The sequence below is a fragment of the Raineya sp. genome (genome assembly GCF_053497555.1).
The window spans coordinates 20,778-38,217 of sequence record NZ_JBRCWE010000005.1; the positions used below are offsets into that span (position 1 = coordinate 20,778).

General features: G+C 39.2%; 14 protein-coding genes. 2 read left to right on the forward strand and 12 right to left on the reverse strand.

All coding sequences use genetic code 11. From position 1 onward, the window contains the following. The first annotated feature begins 1 nt into the window (after position 1). The gene (locus ACWITO_RS00480; protein WP_448528042.1) at positions 2–1,360 is read left to right on the forward strand and encodes an inorganic phosphate transporter; all 1,359 of its coding nucleotides are present in this window, start codon (positions 2–4) and stop codon (positions 1,358–1,360) included. On the opposite strand, the gene dapB is transcribed toward ACWITO_RS00480, so the two are convergent. The 10 genes from dapB to ACWITO_RS00530 form a co-directional block, all read right to left on the reverse strand. After that, a complete protein-coding gene (gene dapB, locus ACWITO_RS00485; protein WP_448528043.1) occupies positions 1,352–2,071 on the reverse strand; it encodes a 4-hydroxy-tetrahydrodipicolinate reductase in 720 nt (239 codons plus the stop codon). The two genes, ACWITO_RS00480 and dapB, sit on opposite strands and share 9 nt — an antisense overlap. A 27-nt stretch (positions 2,072–2,098) precedes the next feature. Continuing rightward, on the reverse strand, positions 2,099–2,899 hold the full coding sequence (locus ACWITO_RS00490) for a YwqG family protein (protein ID WP_448528044.1): 801 nt from the start codon (positions 2,897–2,899) through the stop codon (positions 2,099–2,101). 76 nt (positions 2,900–2,975) lie between these two features. Further along, positions 2,976–4,271, reverse strand: coding sequence for a citrate synthase (locus tag ACWITO_RS00495; protein WP_448528045.1), 1,296 nt, complete (start codon positions 4,269–4,271; stop codon positions 2,976–2,978). A gap of 97 nt (positions 4,272–4,368) precedes the next feature. Next, entirely contained in the window at positions 4,369–5,601 is a 1,233-nt protein-coding gene (locus ACWITO_RS00500) for a Glu/Leu/Phe/Val dehydrogenase dimerization domain-containing protein (protein WP_448528046.1), read from the reverse strand. Positions 5,602–5,727: 126 nt separating this feature from the next. After that, positions 5,728–6,273, reverse strand: coding sequence for a translation initiation factor IF-3 (gene infC, locus ACWITO_RS00505; protein ID WP_448528056.1), 546 nt, complete (start codon positions 6,271–6,273; stop codon positions 5,728–5,730). 114 nt (positions 6,274–6,387) lie between these two features. Further along, positions 6,388–6,765, reverse strand: coding sequence for a dihydroneopterin aldolase (folB, locus tag ACWITO_RS00510; RefSeq protein ID WP_448528047.1), 378 nt, complete (start codon positions 6,763–6,765; stop codon positions 6,388–6,390). A gap of 40 nt (positions 6,766–6,805) precedes the next feature. Further along, a complete protein-coding gene (locus ACWITO_RS00515; RefSeq protein ID WP_448528048.1) occupies positions 6,806–8,287 on the reverse strand; it encodes a GAF domain-containing protein in 1,482 nt (493 codons plus the stop codon). Between the two features lie 14 nt (positions 8,288–8,301). Further along, positions 8,302–8,724, reverse strand: a complete 423-nt coding sequence (locus ACWITO_RS00520) for a hypothetical protein (protein WP_448528049.1) — start codon at positions 8,722–8,724, stop codon at positions 8,302–8,304. Between the two features lie 51 nt (positions 8,725–8,775). Beyond that, entirely contained in the window at positions 8,776–9,633 is an 858-nt protein-coding gene (locus ACWITO_RS00525; protein WP_448528050.1) for an ABC transporter substrate-binding protein, read from the reverse strand. 261 nt (positions 9,634–9,894) lie between these two features. Next, entirely contained in the window at positions 9,895–12,456 is a 2,562-nt protein-coding gene (locus tag ACWITO_RS00530; RefSeq protein WP_448528051.1) for an OmpA family protein, read from the reverse strand. A gap of 317 nt (positions 12,457–12,773) precedes the next feature. Between ACWITO_RS00530 and ACWITO_RS00535 the strand changes: the two genes are divergently transcribed. After that, a complete protein-coding gene (locus ACWITO_RS00535) occupies positions 12,774–15,209 on the forward strand; it encodes a DUF5686 and carboxypeptidase regulatory-like domain-containing protein (protein ID WP_448528052.1) in 2,436 nt (811 codons plus the stop codon). 12 nt (positions 15,210–15,221) lie between these two features. On the opposite strand, the gene ACWITO_RS00540 is transcribed toward ACWITO_RS00535, so the two are convergent. Together ACWITO_RS00540 and ACWITO_RS00545 are read right to left on the reverse strand one after the other, a co-directional pair. Next, positions 15,222–16,244 (reverse strand): glycoside hydrolase family 3 protein, encoded by a 1,023-nt coding sequence (locus tag ACWITO_RS00540; protein ID WP_448528053.1) that lies wholly within the window; start codon positions 16,242–16,244, stop codon positions 15,222–15,224. Between the two features lie 202 nt (positions 16,245–16,446). Next, positions 16,447–17,202, reverse strand: a complete 756-nt coding sequence (locus ACWITO_RS00545; RefSeq protein WP_448528054.1) for a DUF3108 domain-containing protein — start codon at positions 17,200–17,202, stop codon at positions 16,447–16,449. Positions 17,203–17,440 lie beyond the last annotated feature (238 nt).

Sequence of the window (17,440 nt, forward strand, 5' to 3'; positions counted from 1 at the left end):
TATGCTGGAAACCTTATCCACTTCTCTACTGGTGTTGCTGATAATTAGTGTGGTTTTAGTGCTTTTTTTTGAGTTTATCAATGGCTTTCACGATACTGCAAACGCCGTAGCTACGGTAATTTATACCAAAACTTTGCCACCTCGTACTGCAGTAGTGCTTTCAGGAGTTTTGAACTTTGCAGGGGTATTTTTTGGAGGGATTGGAGTAGCTATCGGAATTATCAATCTTTTGCCCACCGATGCTCTTTTGCAAGATGATGTATGGCTGGGTATGGCAATGGTGCTGGCTATGCTATGCTCTGCGATTGTTTGGAACTTTGGAACTTGGTATTTGGGTATCCCTTCATCAAGTTCGCATACGCTTATCGGAGCAATTTTAGGAGTGGGCATAGCTTATTCAGGTATTGGGGGAGTCAATTGGAGCAAAGCCTCTGAAGTAGGTCTTTCGCTACTGCTTTCACCGCTCATTGGTTTGAGTTTAGCGGCAATCCTGATGACCTTGCTTCGCAAAAGCGTGAAAAACAAAAAAATTTTTGAAGCTCCTGATGGCGATACGCCACCACCTGCTTGGATAAGAGCTATACTTATTCTTACCTGTTCGGGAGTAAGCTTTTCTCACGGCTCTAATGACGGACAAAAAGGCGTTGGCTTGCTAATGCTGGTGCTGATAGGTATTTTACCTGCTCATTATGCTCTCAATCCTGATGGCTCGGTGCAAGATTACCAAAAAGCCTTCGCTACTTTTGAGGAAAAAATAGAAATCATTGCTCGCGATTATCCCAAAGCTACTTTTGAACCTATTGCCGAGGAGCGAAAAAAGTTGAACACTTTGCTTACCAAAGAAAAACTAGAACTTGCCGAACGCAAAGAAATTCGTAAAAGTATCATCAAAATTGAAAAGAAACTGAAAGAGAGCTACAAAAAAGAACCTACTCTGGAAAAGAAAGTAAAGCCTGCTCTTGCCTCTTTTAAGAAAGAAACCACCGACTTTGCCCCTACTTGGGTGATTGTAGCCATTGCATTGAGTTTGGGCATTGGTACAATGGTTGGCTGGCGAAGAATTGTAGTTACTATTGGCGAAAAAATAGGAAAGCAACACCTTACGTATGCCCAAGGGGCTTCTGCCGAGCTAATTGCCACAATGACTATCGGTTTTTCTTCTTTCATTTATAGCTTACCTGTAAGCACCACGCATATTCTTTCATCGGGGGTGGCAGGCACAATGATAGCAACCAATGGTGTGAAAAACCTTCAACCTGCTACCGTGAGAAGCATCGCTTTGGCGTGGCTACTGACGCTTCCTGTTTCTATTGGGCTTTCTATGATATTTTTCAATATTTTCCGTTTTGTGCTAACCTAATTGCAAAACGTCTTTCATTGAAAAAATCCCTTTTTTGCCTGCAATAAATTCTGCCGCCAGCACAGCTCCCATCGCAAAGCCTTTACGCGAGTAGGCTTCGTGCCGAATTTCTATGCAGTCAATTTCATTTTGATAGCGAACAATGTGCGTTCCTGGTACGTTGGGTTCTCTTTTAGAAATAATGCTTACTTCATTGTTTTTCTCAGAAAGCTCATTTATCCAAGCATTTTTGAGCGGATTGTTTTGTATAATGCCTTCGGCAAGCGAAATAGCTGTGCCGCTGGGGGCATCTTTTTTTTCGGTATGATGAATTTCTTCCAAAAGCAATTGATAGCTGGGGTGTTTGCTCATCATTTGGGCGAGCAATTCGTTTAGTCTGAAAAAAAGATTTACACCCAAACTAAAATTGGAAGCATAAAGAAAAGCGATTTGATTTTGTAAAGCCAGATTTTCAATTTCTTTTTGTTTAGTTAGCCAGCCTGTTGTGCCACACACCACCGAAATTTTTTGCGATAGCAAATTTTTAAGGTTTTCAAAGGCACTTTCGGGGCTTGTAAATTCTATGGCTACATCTGTATTCTGGGGCGAAATTTTACAAATTTCGCTTGCATTTTCTTTATTGATACGAAAAGATATGCTATGACTGCGTTCAAGGGCAATTTTTTCTATTTCTTTGCCCATTTTACCATAACCTATTAGAGCGATTCTCATAAAATTTGACAGAAATTTTTGTTATTTTCAGGCACAATCCCAAGTGTAAAGAATATCAGAAAAATCTTGTTGTTTTAGGTTTTCGGAGTTAATAAAAAAATTGGCTACGCCCATATCGCCCCATTGCATAATATCGTTGCTGGCGAGTTGCAAAAGTAAGAAGTCGTATGATTGGAGCGATTCCTTTGTTTTGCGAGGGTCTTCTTGGGTAAAAGAAGCATATCCGCCTATTTTTTCAGTTTCCAGCGGGGCATCAAATTCTCTTGCAAACCACAAATACTCATCTCCGTATTCGTACAAGACATTTTCAAACGCCTCATAGGCTTCGCCCAAGATTTGCATTATTCTGTAATCTGAGAAGCCAATGTATTCCTTGCGGGGCTGAAAATCGAGAGCAACAGCATTGAAAGGCTCAAAAATGGGCAAGTATTCAGGTTTTTCTAAACGTGGCAAATCTCTTTGATAAGTGTGGTAATCTACATCAGGGAAAAATAGTACTTTGAAATTTTCTTGTGCAGTTGGATTGTCATAATTAAATCCATACATTTCATCATCAGCGATATAGAATTGCAAAAGCCCTTTCTTGGGTAAAAACTCAATGGCTTGGGGAACTTCCTCAAAATTGATTTGAGCAAGCAGATACATATATTTTCCTTGTAAATCCTTGGGATATTCTACTCCAAGCGGCAAAAATGGCATACCGCCAATTTTACTTTGCCAAGGCTCCAGATGAGAGCCGTTTTTCATAAGAATTTGTATAGCTGTGGTTTGGCTTTGCAGGAGTTTCGTTTCAAAAGGTTTGAGTTTTTCAGGAAATTCAATGGGCATTAGAGAAAAGTATTTTGAAGTTTTTGAATAGAAAAACCTTATAGGCTTTTTGCCCATAAGGTTTTGAGAAAAATAATTATCGCTTATCAACGGGTACGTAGTCGCGAGCTGTTTCGCCGATATAAATTTGGCGAGGTCTGCCGATAGGTTCTTTGGCTCTACGCATTTCAAGCCATTGGGCAATCCAGCCGGGCAAGCGTCCCAAAGCAAACATCACCGTAAACATATTGATAGGAATACCTATGGCTTTGTAGATAATGCCTGAATAGAAATCTACATTGGGATAGAGTTTTCTATCAATGAAGTATTGGTCGTTGAGGGCGGCGTGTTCAAGCTCTTTGGCAATATCCAAGAGAGGGTCGTTGATATTGAGAGCTTTCAGTACATCATCGGCGGCTTTTTTGATGATTTTGGCACGAGGGTCAAAGTTTTTATACACTCTATGCCCAAAGCCCATCAGACGGAAACCGCTGTTTTTGTCTTTGGCTTTTTCTACAAATTGCTTTACATTACCTCCTGCATCGTGAATTTCTTGCAACATTTCAATTACTTCTTGGTTTGCTCCGCCGTGCAGAGGTCCCCAAAGGGCATCAATACCCGCCGCAATAGAAGAGTACAAACCTGCGTGAGAAGAGCCAACCAAACGCACCGTAGAAGCAGAGCAGTTCTGCTCGTGGTCGGCGTGAAGGATAAGCAGTTTGTCCAGTGCCTTTGCTACCACAGGATTGACCTCGTAGGGTTCTACGGGCAAGCTGAACATCATATGCAAAAAGTTGGAGCAATAATCCAGGCTATTTTTAGGATAGTTGAGAGGATGCCCTTGCGAATTTTTGTAAGACCAAGCGGCAATAGTTGGCAGTTTGGCAATGATGCGAGTGATAGTCAAATCTAAATATTCCTTTTCTTTCTCTACATCTAAACCAACAGCTTTTGGGTAGAAGGCAGAAAGGGAAGTAACAAGTGCCGAAAGAACTCCCATTGGGTGAGCATTGACAGGGAAGCCATCAAAGATTTTACGCATATCTTCATTCACCATCGTATGGGTACGTACTTCGTGAACGAATTTATCAAGCTCTGCTTTTTTGGGCAAATAGCCATAAATCAACAAAAAAGCAACTTCCAAAAACGTAGAATGTTCGGCAAGTTGCTCAATAGGATAGCCTCGGTAGCGTAAAATTCCGTTTTCTCCGTCTAAAAAAGTAATAGCACTTTTGGTGGCACCTGTATTTTTGTAACCCGTATCTAAGGTAATAAAGCCACTTTCGTCGCGTAATTTGGCAATATCAATGGCTTTTTCGCCTTCTGTGCCTCTGACCACAGGCAATTTGTACACTTTGCCTTCTACGTGTAATTCTGCATACTCTTGGGACATACGACTGATGGTTAAAGGTTAAAAAAAATTTCGCAAACAATACTATTAAATAAAATGCAATTTGGCAAAAAATGTTTTGTCTTTTTGCGGAAAAACTTTACACCAATTGTTTCAGTGCTATTTCAAAGGCTTTTTCAGAAAGCAAAGTTTTGGCTGTATTGCCCTGATGAACTTTTTGTAAAGCATTGAAAATTGTTTCAGAAATATCTGAGAAAATGGCTTGGTCGGTAATATTAGAGCCTTTTTCGCTCATTAGGTAGGCAAAGGTGCGAGCCATACCACAATTAGCAACAAAATCGGGAATAAGGGCAACTTGGCTATCTACGAATTGGGCTATTTTTCCGTAGAAAATTTCAGGGTCGGCAAAAGGGACATTGGCTCCGCAAGAAACTACTTCCAAGCCACTCTGAATAAGTTGTTTGGCTTGCTGTTCGGTAACCAAACGCGAGGCGGCGGCGGGTACGAAAATCTCTGCTCCTACCGACCAAATTTTTTCGTTAGCTTCTTCAAAAGGAATTAGTTTTTCGGCAACCAAAAAATTACTGCTTCTATCTGCAAAAAGTTTCTTGATTTCTTCAAGCGTAAATCCGTTTGGGTTCAGCAAACCGCCTACTCTATCAATAATCCCTACAATTTTTGCTCCTTCTTTGGCAAGATACAAGGCGGCGGTAGCCCCTACGTTGCCCCAACCTTGTATAATGGCTTTTTTGCCTTTCAACTCTCCGCCCCAAAGGGTATAGAAATGTCTGATAGCTTCGGCAACACCGTAGCCTGTAATCATATCGGCAACGGTATATTTGCGTTTAGCTCCATCGGGAATGTAGCGGGCATCTTCAATAATTTTAGATACCCCCTGACGCAACTGCCCGATTTTGCGGATTTTCTCAGGTTTGCTGGGGTTGTAATGTCCATTAACAATGCCTTCTTGGGGGTGCCACAAGCCGTATTCTTCGGTAATGGGTATTACTTCGTGAATTTCATCAACATTCAAATCGCCTCCTGTGCCGTAATAGTTTTTGAGCAAAGCAAAAGCAACCTTGTACCAACGTTTCAAGACTTCGTGTTTTCGGGGGTCTTGGGGGTCAAAATCTATACCCGATTTTGCTCCGCCAATGGGCGGACCCGATACGGTGAATTTAATTTCCATTGTTTTGGCAAGCGATTCCACCTCGCGGCGGTCTAGCCCTTTACGCATACGCGTACCGCCGCCTGCGGCACCGCCACGCAAAGAATTTATCACTATCCAGCCTTTGGCTTCTGTTTCCGAATCGTGCCACTCAAAAACAATTTCAGGGGGCTTGTTTTCAAACTTGGTGAGCAACTCTTTCATAATTTTTGCGTTGTTTAGTGAGGGCTTAAAAATAAAGTTTTGCAAGACTTTTTGCAAAAAAATACACAAAAAACCTTGTAGGAAAATGAAATTCTACAAGGTTTTTCATCAAAAGAATTGAAAAATTTATTTTTTAGGTTTGGGCACCAGCGAAACGGTCATTTTTTTGCCTTCCATTTGCAGAGGTTGTTCTACTTTTCCTACTTCATCGAGCAGTTCTATAAATTTTTTCAAAATTTCTTCACCTCTTTCTTTGAACACAATAGCTCTCCCCACAAACTGCACATAGGCTCGTACTTTGCAACCTTCTTTCAGGAAGTTTTCGGCGTGCTTTACTTTGAAATTGAAATCGTGTTCGTCTGTATTAGGACCAAAGCGTATTTCCTTGACAACCGTCTTTTGGGCTTTGGCTTTCATTTCTTTTTGCTTCTTTTTCTGCTCGTATTTGAACTTGGAGTAATCAATAACTTTACAGACAGGCGGACTGGCTTTCGCATTGATTTCAACCAAATCCAAACCCAATTCTTGGGCAATTCGTAAGGCTTCTTTGGTTTCATAAACGCCTTGTTCTACATTATCTCCCACCAATCGTACTTGGGGAACACGTATTTTCTCATTTACACGGTGAGTATCTTCCTCCTTACCCTGCCGTGTGCGTACATTGTTGTTAATAGTAACCTCCTTTTTTTAGTGAAACCATAAAAAACATTGCACAAATGTAAGAAAAAAACTGACTGCTTCAAAAAAGTTGTATTTCAAAAAATTGGGCAATTTAGTTTTTTCTGCTTATGCTCTATTTTTTTGCAAAAAAACTTTGGCTTTTCGGCATACGCCGCCTACGGGTGGGTTGAATTTAGAAACACTCACACTCACTTTTTCAGCCATAGAAAATTTTTGCAAAATGCTATCTATAATCCTTTGAGCAAGATGCTCCAAAAGGCGTGTAGGTTTTTGCATTTCTTCTGCAACAATCTGATAAACTGCCTCATAGTTTAGCGTATCGGCGAGTTTATCGGAATACACGGCTCGGCTCACATTGGCTTCAATATGTACATCAACGCTGTATTTGTTGCCAATTTTTTGCTCTTCTTCATAAAAGCCGTGATAGGCAAAAAATTCCATTTCTTCCAAAGAAATTACTGCTAATGCTTTTTCTGCTGACATCTTATACCAAAGGTTTTTCTACAATTTTAAGCAAAAATTTTTATCCACGGCGGGCTGTGCGTTTTTCTACTTCTTGCGACTCTACAAAGAGTTTTTGGCTCTTTTCGTAGGCTTTGGCATTGGAAAGAGTGGAAGCGAAAATTTCAGCCAAACGCTCTGCAAAGCGAATTCTATAAGCTGGAATTTCGCCCAAAGATAAAATTTCCATAACTCCTACGGCTTGCTCCTGATAAATGATAGGCACAATGAGTACATTGCGAGGCGTGCTATTGCCAAGAGCAGAGATAATTTTTTCGTAAGTATCAGGTACTTGGTCAAGGAAAATAGTTTCTTTATCTGCAAATGCTTGTCCTATAAGTGTTTCGCCAATTTTGAGTCTTTCTTTGAAAATTTTACGCTTATTGGCGGCGAAAGCGGCTTTGGGTTCTAAAAAATGTTCGTTGATATTGGGAATATCATCATTGAGTACAAACAAAATGCCTTGATGAGCCTCTATGTAAGTAACTGCAAATTTGACTACCTCGTAGCATAGCTCCTCTATTTTCTGATAGTTCAGATTACGCAATAGCTCGGAAAATTGTGCAATTCCTTCGCTTGTCCAACGCTCCTCGTAATCTTTTTGAGCGACTTCTCGCAATTGGTTACGCATTAGCTCCAAAGCCGAAACAATACTTTCTTTGTTTTGCAAAATGCTCAAATCTCCTTTATACTCTACATTCAAATTACCCTGACCAATCTGACGAGAAAACTCCGTAGCACTTTGCAAAATATCGGCAAGGTCGTTGATGTTTTGAGCAATATAACCAATTTCATTTCGGGCATTGTAGGGGATTTTTTCCGCCAGATTTCCGCGAGCAAGCTGGCGAGAACTCTGCGAAATTACATAAATAGGCACTAAAATCAGATTTCGTACAACGTAATAAATGCCTGCAACTGTCAGGAAGTTGAGAAAACCTAAAATGATGAATGCCCATTGGAGTTGGCTATATTGGGCGTCCAGGCGGTCTTGATAGAGAGCCGTGAGTTGGTCGTGAGCATTTACAAAAAGAGCATATTTTTCAGCTACAAATTGTTGGTCTAATTTGAGCGTATCGGCACTTTTTCCGCCTGTGAGCTTATCTGTAATTAGGGTAACATCTTTACTATATCCTTGCCATTGGCTTCTGATTTTTTGCAAAATTACTTTTGCTTTATCGTCGGGTTTGGGGATATTGAGTTTTTGGTTGTTATGTTCTACTTGTCCGCCGTTTTCAAGTACTGCAAAGCGAATGCTATAAGCGGCTTCTAAACGGCGAATATCATCAGCGAGTTTTTCGTTGTAAAATTCCAAGTTGGAAAGTATGCTCAAAGTAAGTTTCATTTGGTTGGCAATTTCTCGGATTTGCAAGGTATAGCCAATAATTTGCGTTTGCTGAGGCTTGATAGCAATGGTGCTTACTACCAAATAATTTACCAAAGCAAGCAAGAGTAGCACTGCTCCGAAAAAATACGCTATGTAACGAATTTTGATGTTTTTAAGCATACAGCATTGAGCGTTTAAGAAGTAGCATTATTGGTTTCTGCTTGCCAAACGATTTTTTTATAGTTGCCGATATGTAGCTCTACTCGCAGGGGATTGGGTAAAAGTACCAAATGAGCCTCTTTTTCGGGGGCTTCATCTATTTCTACCCATACTCCCTGATTTTCAGCGATTTCAAAATTTTTATATGTTTTTACATATTTACGGGCAATGTAGGCAAGTGGCGAAAGCACTTCGGTTTCGGGGCAATATTCGTCGTGAATATCCAGAAATATATCTTCCAAAAAATCATCATATTTGGATAGAAAAGAATCTTCCAACTGATGCACCGCCTCTTCTATGCTATCGTAGCGGGTATCGTCGTAGCTAATTTGCGAAAGTTCTATGCGTTTTGCTACGAGCTGAGCCAAATCCTGATTGAGTTGGGTAAGGTTGGGCATATCGGGGATTTTTGACAAAAATACAGAAAAATCAATCAAAAACAAGTGCTTTTAGTCTAAAACTTGCACAATTTGCTCATAAGGTTTTATCTGCTGAATAATTTTGAGTTCCAAAAGGGTTTCTTGTACTTGAGCTATCATTTGTGGCGGAATGAAATTATCGGTAGCCCATTGTGTTTGGTGAAGCCAGTGAGCCGTATCTTCCAAATCTATCTGATAGCGTTCGGCAAGCAGTTCTATAATACGAGGGCGTTTTTTGAAATCCTCAACGTACAAATTGATAATCTGAGCAATTTTCCGAATACAAGGCAGGCACTTCTGCAAAATATCTTCTCTGACAACCAGCACAAAGCAAGACCAAGGGGTAACACAAGTATCAATCAGTCGCAATTCGCCGCTATCTACGTAGGGCTGAGTCATTACTTTTTCCCACATAAACCAATCGGCTTGGTTTTGGGCAATACCTACTCGGATACCTTCCAAATTTTTGAGTGCTACAAATTGCATTTTTTCTGTATCCCAACCCAAATCACGAGCTTTTACGAAAGCCATCAGATGCGAACCCGAACCCAAACGGCTGATACCAATGCGTTTGTTTTCCAAATCGCTTACCTTTCTGAAAAGGCTATCCTTTTTTACATACAAACCCCAAGTAAGCGGAGATTTGACATAAATTTTGACAATTTTGGCACCGTTGCCCGCTACAATATCTGCTACAATTCCTTCGGTAAGACAAATTGCCAAATCCAATTCTTTTTCTCGCAGAGCTTTGGTCATTGAGCCTGTGCCGCCTGCGTGGTCTATCCATTGCAAAATGATATTTTCTTTTTCAAACAAGCCCTCTTCTATTGCCAGCCGCCAAGGCAAGTTAAAATGTTCAGGTACTCCCCCAATTTTGAGTTCAATCATTGTTTGTGTGGTTTGAAGCTAATAAAACCACAAAAATAAGTTTTTGTTAAGTTTTGCAAAAGCATTATGGTATAAAAAGGTGCATTGATTAGGTCTAATTTGTAATAGGGAAACAGGAAACAAGAAGCAGGAAATAGGATTTTAGAAAATTGGAAAAAATGAATGAGAGATACAACGCTCAAAGTCTTGAACCCAAGTTTTGAGATTTTTGAACGTAAATAAATACAAAAAGGGGCAAGTTTGCTTTGCCCCTCGAGTAATTTACTGAAAAATTGCGATTTCTACCCTTCGGTTTTCACGTGCCTGCCAAGCGTATAGCTCCAATCCCCAAATAGGCATTGTTTTTCCATAGGATTTTACTTTCAGGCGGTTTTCGCTGATGCCATTCTGTATAAAAAAGGCTTTTACAGCTTCGGCTCTGTCATAGCCTAATTTTTCTTGGCTCTTGGCTTCCCCTACAAGGTCGGTGTGTCCGTAGATAGCGAAAGAGGCATTAGGGTTTTTGCGTAAGTAATTCAAATAATTTTGCAGATTTGCCCTGTATTTTATTTCTACATTTGCCTTGTTGAAATCAAAATTCACAACGGTCTGAGGGCTAACAATCATTCTTTTGCCTGGGAATAAAGGGGTTGTATTCCCACCTGCACGCACAAAAATACCGCCTTCTGTATCCAAATCTATGATATTGAACTGATTGCCAATTTGAATTTGTCTGATAGTGGTTCTTTCCTCTTCGTTGTTAAAATATTGCAGATGCAACTCTCTTAAACCATCTCTCTGCGTGGGCTTGTAAGTAATGAGGTAATAATGTCTAAACAAACGGGGAATTTCTTGATACACCCCGATAAGGTCTTCGGGTTGATACACATTGTAAAAATAGCCGTCTGTAAGGTATGCCAAAGCTCTTAAAGCAGACTCATTAGTGCTTTCTCCAAAAGCAACAGTAATGATTTTGATGCCATTTTCGCGTGCTTTTAAGGCTACTTGTTGAGCATTGAAGGCGTGTGTTTCAAAATATTCAAAAGATGAGTTTTCGTAGCCATCGGTGCAAACTACAATGTACTTTTCCTTATCTTTTACGCTTTCCAGACTTTTCATAGCTTCGTCAATGCCTGCATAAAGGGCAGTACCACCACCGAAGCCGTCAAGTCCTACAAATTTATAGGTTCTCAAAATTTCATTTTTATCTGCTGTGGGCGGAACAACTATTTTGAGATGATGGTCAAATTTGGTCATACTAATCAAATCTTTTTCAAGTTTGAATTTGCTGTTGAGGAAAGTTTTTAAGGCTCTTTCCATTACTTCTATGCTCGCTCCACTCATAGAGCCGCTATAATCTGAGCAAAGCCCCAAAGCTAATCCATTACCAACCTCTTCGGTAATTTCTTGTACCTGCCAGTGGCTAATTTCGCTTCTTTTGCCTTCAACGCTTTCAATCAGTTTTTTGAAATACTTGTTTTTCTCTTTTGCCAGTCCTGTAATGAAATTGCCTTTTTCATCGTAAGCTATCACTTTGATTTTCATTTCGTTAGGATAATTTTTCCGATTTACTTCAATAACGTCCATTTTGAACTTATCTTTGGCAGAAAACTGGCTGATGTCTTTGATATTATTGATGTAAGCAATACGAGATTTGACAAGGAAATTGAGAACTTTTACTTGTTCGTTATCTTCGTTTTCTCCTTTTATCACAAACTGATTGGAAGCTAAAAGCGTAACACGATGTGTGCCTTCATCGGCAGAGTGAATAACCTTTCCTCTATTATCCAAAACTTTTACTTTTTCTGCTCCCTGAACCTTCCAAGAAAAACTTACCATACTGCCTTCGGCTAAAACAAACTTGCTGTAATAATCTTTGATAGGTTTGCCATTTACTTCACAAATAATTTTAATTTTTTCTGACTTGCTGGAAGAAGCCATCAGTGGTTCAGAAGTCATATCAAACAAACTGCTCTTGACTTGATAGAAAAACTGCTTACCATTGGCGTTTTCGGCAACAAGTAAAAAATAAACTTCTTTTTGTCCTTTGCTAATCGGTTTGAGCATTTTTCTACCTTGCGTGGGGGCATTGGCAAGCAAAAGCGTTTTCTTGAAATTTTTGGGCAAAGTAGCGTTTTGCAAGTCATTTTCACTAAGCAAGGTAGTGGTGCTATAAATTTGAATATTTTTCATATTGCTCATTTTCCACTCCAGTTGTAGGCTATCTTGGTCGGTTACAAAACTTTGCACAGAAAAATACACTACAGGTTTTACCTCTATCCATATGCTATCACGGAGTTTGATGTCGGTATTTTTGATAGAGGCAACGAGCGTGTAATAGCTGCTTGTATCAGGGCGAACTTTCAAGAAATTGTTATCAGGGGTTAAATTTTTGCCTACTACTTTTCCGCCGCTTTCAATAGCTACTTCCGAGAAAATAGGAGGACTAACGTCCCAAAAAAGTTCAACGTCTTCCCCTTCTTGAATTTCTTTCTTATTGGTTTGAAACCTTCTGATTTGTAGTTCTTCAAAGCGGGTTTGCGAAACCATTTGCCTAACGTCTTTTTTGGTTTCGGCAACAATTTTATACTTGAAACCTTTGTTGAAAAACACTTTACGGCTACCTTCGGGCAACAGATTATCCTCAACAATTTCCATTTTATTGGGTGGTACAAATCTTTCCAAATAAATTCTCTTGACTTTTGAGCCTTCTACTTTCCAAGAAATTTCGTAGTCGCCTGCCTGAAAAACACGAACAGGATACTTGAAAGTAATACGCGGGGCTTGAGCGTAGGCATAAAAGCCTATTGCCGTTAGCAACAGAATTGCAAAACACTTTTTCATAAACGTTCAATTTTTGTTAGAAAACTATTTTATACTGCTTACTGGGATTTGCAGAATTTGCTTCTTGATTTTCAAGGCAATGAAAATAATGCTTACAGGGCTTTGCCTGCTATCGCTTCAAAATAGAAATTAAAAGAATAGTGCTTCGTAAAATATTGGAGTAGAGATGCTTCAAATGATAAAATTTCAAAATCAAAAATCAAAATCTATGCCAAGCTACGGAAATACAGCAAGCAGAATGAAATGCTTTACGTAAGAAAAGATGTATTTTTGCAACTATTTTACTATTTTTGCGTTTTAGAGGAAAATGCGTTTTTATGAGGTTAATTGGCTTTATCGTAGGCTTTTTTTGGATTTCTGTGCTTAATGCTCAAAATAAAGCTATTTTACAAGGTAAAATTTTAGGCGAAAAAAATGAGCCTCTTGCCTTTGCAAGTATTTATCTGAAAAATACAACTATTGGTACTACCAGCAATGCCTCGGGCTTTTATAGCTTTGCTGTTCCCTTGGGCGAATACGAGGTAATTGTTCAGTTTCCGAGCTATCAGAGCAAAATGCAGAAAATTACTTTTGCAGAAGCTAAAACCTACACCCTTGATTTTTCTTTGGAGCTGGAAACACAAGAAATAGAAGCCATTACGGTACAGGGCAAATTTGTAAATTATGCTGACGAGGTTATCCGTAATGCTCAAAAAAACCGAAAAAAATATTTGGAAGAACGCCCTGATTTTCAGTGCGAAGCCTATGTAAAAACTTTATTCCGATTGGATAAAAAACCCGAACGTATTTTGGGCGAAAGCACCGCAGGGCTGGATACAGGGGTTGTGTATCTTTCGGAAAGTGTATCGCAGGTGAGCTATCAGAAAAGCCCAAGACGCTACAAAGAAGTGGTCGTTGCTTCCAAAGTAAGCGGCGATAGCAAAGCCTATTCCTTTAATTTGGCAGGAACTTGGAACTTTAATTTTTATCAAAATTTGGTTGGGCAAGGTATTTATGAAAGAGGCTTCATTTCACCTATTTCTAATGTTGCCTTCTTGTATTACGAATACAAATGGGAAGGACAATTTGAAGAGAATGGTCATATCATTAACAAAATCAAAGTAATACCCAAACGCAAAACAGACCCCGTTTGGGAAGGACATATCTACATTACTGAAAACACTTGGCGTATTCATAGCGTAGATTTGAGCTTTGACGAGAATCGTCCTACGGATTTTGTCAGAACAGGAAGCGTGAAAATCATTTATACCCAGCCCGAAAAAAATAGCGAATGGGTACTCTTTTCACAAAATTTCAATTTTACTTTCAAACTTTTTGGTTTTTGGGGGAGCGGTTATACCAACAAAATTTATAGAAACTACACGCTCAACCCTCAATTTCCTGAAAAGCATTTTGGCAACGATTGGGTAATTGTAGAAAAAGAGTCTAATCAAAAAGATAGCCTTTTTTGGAAAGCCATTCGCCCTATTCCTTTGCTTATCAAAGAAGCCGAAGATTATCGCAAAAAAGATAGCTTGGAGGCTATTCGCAATAGCAAACCTTACAAGGATTCTATTGATAAAATCGCCAATCGTTTCAAAATCAATGCTTTGCTTTTTGGTTATACTTATCGCAGTTCTTACAAAAAGTACAGCCTTTCTTTTGGCTCGCCACTCAACGATATTTCTTTCAATACCGTAGAAGGCTGGGTAGCTAATCTGAAAATTGGCTACAACAAAGAATTTGAAGAAAACCGCAGTCTTTCGGTTACGCCCACCTTGCGATATGGTTTTAGCAGTCAGGCGTTTTACGGAAGGCTTAATGTAAGTTATCTTGCCAATCCTAAGCGTTTTGAGCGTTGGAGCATAGAAGGCGGAAAGTTTGTGGAGCAGTTCAATCCTGATGTGATTTCGCCCTCTATCAATACTACTACTACACTTTGGCAGAAACTTAACTTTATGAAACTTTATGAAAAAACGTATGGGAAAATAAGCTATCAGAAAGAGATTTTGAATGGTGTTTTGCTAAATACTTCTGCTGAATATGCTCAAAGAAAAATGCTTCAAAACACTACGGATTTCAGTTGGACAAGACGAGTGCAAAGAGATTACAGCCCCAATACACCCCTGAATAATGAACTTTCTGAAACGGATTTTGGCGAAAATACTGCTTTTTTGTGGAATGTAGAGTTGCGTTATACGCCCAAACAGCGTTATATCAATCGCCCTGATGCTCGCATACGCATACGTTCGCCTTTTCCTACTTTTTTGTTTAGGTATCGCAAAGGTGTATCGGTTTTGGGTAGCCAAGTAGATTTTGACCAAATAGAATTCGGCGTTACAGATACTTACCGAAAGGGACTTTTAGGGAGTGGCTACTACAAACTTTTTGCAGGAGATTTTTTGAATAAAAAGTCGCTTACTTTTGTAGATTTTCAGCATTTTGATGGCAGTAGGGTGATGTTTGCTTTCCCCAGTTTTCGGGCTTATCAACTTTTGGATTATTATGCTTTTAGTACGGCTCGCAAATATGCAGGGGTACATTTTGAACATCATTTCAACGGCTTTTTTTTCAATCGTATCCCCCTGCTGAAAAAGACACGTATCCAAGAAGTTTTTACTTGTAATTATCTTTTCACGGAAACCAATGGCAACTATCTGGAAATAGGTGCAGGCATAGAACACATTTTCAAAGTTTTGCGAGTAGATTATTTTTGGAGTTTCTTGGACGGAAAGCCCCTGAATAGTGGTTTGCGATTTGGGTTAGGATTTTAGTTTGCCCTACAACTACAAAATGCCCAGTGCTACTTTGTAGCGTAAAATACGCTTCACCGACTCGTACACCTGCTCTCTGAATTGTGCATCTTCTTTCATTAGTTTGAGCACATCTTTGATGAGTTGCTCTTCGTTTTCGGGCATTAGTACCATATCGCAACCTGCCTTGATAGCTTCCAGAGAGGCATTTTTTACATTTTTTACGCCTCCCATATTCATTGCATCGGTGATGATAATACCTTGAAAGCCCAACTCTTTGCGGAGCAAATCTGTTACAATTTTACGAGAGCAAGTAGCAGGCAAATCTTGCGTATCATACTGCGGGTTATTTTTTATGGCAATATGCCCAACCATAATGCAAGGAACATCTTGGGCGATAAGATGCTTATAGATGCCTATTTCTCGCATTTCGCCATCAATGTAAACGAGCTTTTTGTGAGTATCGCCTTTCACAAAGCCGTGTCCAGGGAAATGTTTGGCAGTAGCCATAATGCCCTTGTTGCGGGAGGTATTGATAAAAATTTCGCTCATTTTCATAATACGAGCCGAATCGCTACCAAAGCTACGGTTGCCGATAGCCTCGTTTTGCGTGGAAACATCACAAACAGGGGCAAAATTGTGATAAATGCCTATTTCCAAAAGTTCATCGCAAATATCGCTTGTAATTTGTACAAGTTCGGCACTATCTTTGATTTGAGCAGTGGGCTTCACCTTTTTTGTGCCTTTTATTTTAGCATTGATAAGGCTGGGTTCGGCATCGGCACTATACAAAATGGGAATTTTTGAGACGGCATTAAACTCTTTTACATACTGCTTAAACTCTTCTTTAGTGCCATTGAGTAGCAAAACACCCCCAATCTGATGCTTTTTTACAATTTCTAAAACTTCTTTTTTGGGCTTTCCGAGCTTGCCTGTGGCAGTAGCTATCATTTGAGCAACTTTTTCCTCTTCGCTCATACGCTCAAAAATAGCATTAACTTTTGCTTCTTTGCCTGTCAGAAACATCAAAAGAAAAAAAATCCAAGGCGAGTACATATCATCAGGGCTTACATTTGGGGTTAGAACTTTGAAAAAATAGTTTGAGCAATTTACAAAAACTTTGTGGAAAGCTAAATTTATTTGTAAATATTTACGTTCAAAAAGTTCAAATGTTTAAGCGTTTGAGGTAAAAGTTTTACTCTGTCTACATATCCAATGTTCTAAATCCTGTTTCCTTACCACAAAATATACCCAACATTTATTTTTTATTAAAACTTTTCAGTTCGCCCAGAAAAAACCCTTTTTTCGTTTTAGCATACATTTTGGCGGGCATCTGGTTTTTATCGGCGGTGATAGCGATGCGAATGGAATTGATTTCTACATCATCTATATTAGGCGAAACCCAAGAAAGTATGTAGCAGTCTTGGGTTTTATTGCCCAAAGACATTTCTTTTTTGCCCAAGTATTTGAGTACAATTTCTTTGCTTCCGTTTTCATTGGCTATGAGGCAGTAGCTGAAAGTTTCATTAGGTTTGAGTTTGGAAAAATCTTTTTGTCGGATTTGAAAAAATACACTCCAAATATCTTCACAATCGGCAATCCAAGGGAAAAGACGTTTTTCCTTGGGTTTTTCAAGGCTATATGCTTCTATTTGTTTTTGTTGTGGCTTGGATTCTACGATATAATTGTTTTTGCTTTTGCCATCATCATAATAAATATGCACCTTTTGAGCCTTGAATCGCTGATTTTCTACCCAAGAAGTAATTTTATTATCCACATTTACAACGCCCAAAAAGGCTGTAATACGTGCTTGAGTAGTAATTTTATAGCATTTGGTATTGTTGAGATTTTGTAATTGCTTATCTGTCTGGAAAGTGATTTCAGCGGCTTCGTTGCCGTCTTTGCTTACTTTATACACCCACTCCTCCCCCGCAGGATTGAATTGCGAAACCGCCAATTCTGGAAAAAAAAGGCAAGCAAGCAAAAAAAATTTCCAATGCTGAACATTTATCATTTTTTGTGATAATTTGCTTTAAGAAATTGAGATAGTTTTTGAAAATCGGCAATTTTTTAACCATTCAAACTTTGAACCTCCTTCCCAACTCCGTATAATTTTAACGTGAGTTAAGCGGCAATATCTTGAAAAAGTTCAAAATTTGTAAGTAGATTTTTTTCTTGAAAATCTCTAATAGTGGGCTTTTTATCTAGGAACTTGTAGGCAATAATTCCAGACCACAAATTGACCAGAAAGT

Excerpts from the sequence above, each read along its gene's own strand:
- ACWITO_RS00480 (WP_448528042.1), top strand. The coding sequence starts at position 2 with ATGCTGGAAACCTTATCCACTTCTCTACTGGTGTTGCTGATAATTAGT.
- dapB (WP_448528043.1), bottom strand. The coding sequence starts at position 2,071 with ATGAGAATCGCTCTAATAGGTTATGGTAAAATGGGCAAAGAAATAGAA.
- ACWITO_RS00490 (WP_448528044.1), bottom strand. The coding sequence starts at position 2,899 with ATGCCCATTGAATTTCCTGAAAAACTCAAACCTTTTGAAACGAAACTC.
- ACWITO_RS00495 (WP_448528045.1), bottom strand. The coding sequence starts at position 4,271 with ATGTCCCAAGAGTATGCAGAATTACACGTAGAAGGCAAAGTGTACAAA.
- ACWITO_RS00500 (WP_448528046.1), bottom strand. The coding sequence starts at position 5,601 with ATGAAAGAGTTGCTCACCAAGTTTGAAAACAAGCCCCCTGAAATTGTT.
- folB (WP_448528047.1), bottom strand. The coding sequence starts at position 6,765 with ATGTCAGCAGAAAAAGCATTAGCAGTAATTTCTTTGGAAGAAATGGAA.
- ACWITO_RS00515 (WP_448528048.1), bottom strand. The coding sequence starts at position 8,287 with ATGCTTAAAAACATCAAAATTCGTTACATAGCGTATTTTTTCGGAGCA.
- ACWITO_RS00520 (WP_448528049.1), bottom strand. The coding sequence starts at position 8,724 with ATGCCCAACCTTACCCAACTCAATCAGGATTTGGCTCAGCTCGTAGCA.
- ACWITO_RS00525 (WP_448528050.1), bottom strand. The coding sequence starts at position 9,633 with ATGATTGAACTCAAAATTGGGGGAGTACCTGAACATTTTAACTTGCCT.
- ACWITO_RS00530 (WP_448528051.1), bottom strand. The coding sequence starts at position 12,456 with ATGAAAAAGTGTTTTGCAATTCTGTTGCTAACGGCAATAGGCTTTTAT.
- ACWITO_RS00535 (WP_448528052.1), top strand. The coding sequence starts at position 12,774 with ATGAGGTTAATTGGCTTTATCGTAGGCTTTTTTTGGATTTCTGTGCTT.
- ACWITO_RS00540 (WP_448528053.1), bottom strand. The coding sequence starts at position 16,244 with ATGTACTCGCCTTGGATTTTTTTTCTTTTGATGTTTCTGACAGGCAAA.
- ACWITO_RS00545 (WP_448528054.1), bottom strand. The coding sequence starts at position 17,202 with ATGATAAATGTTCAGCATTGGAAATTTTTTTTGCTTGCTTGCCTTTTT.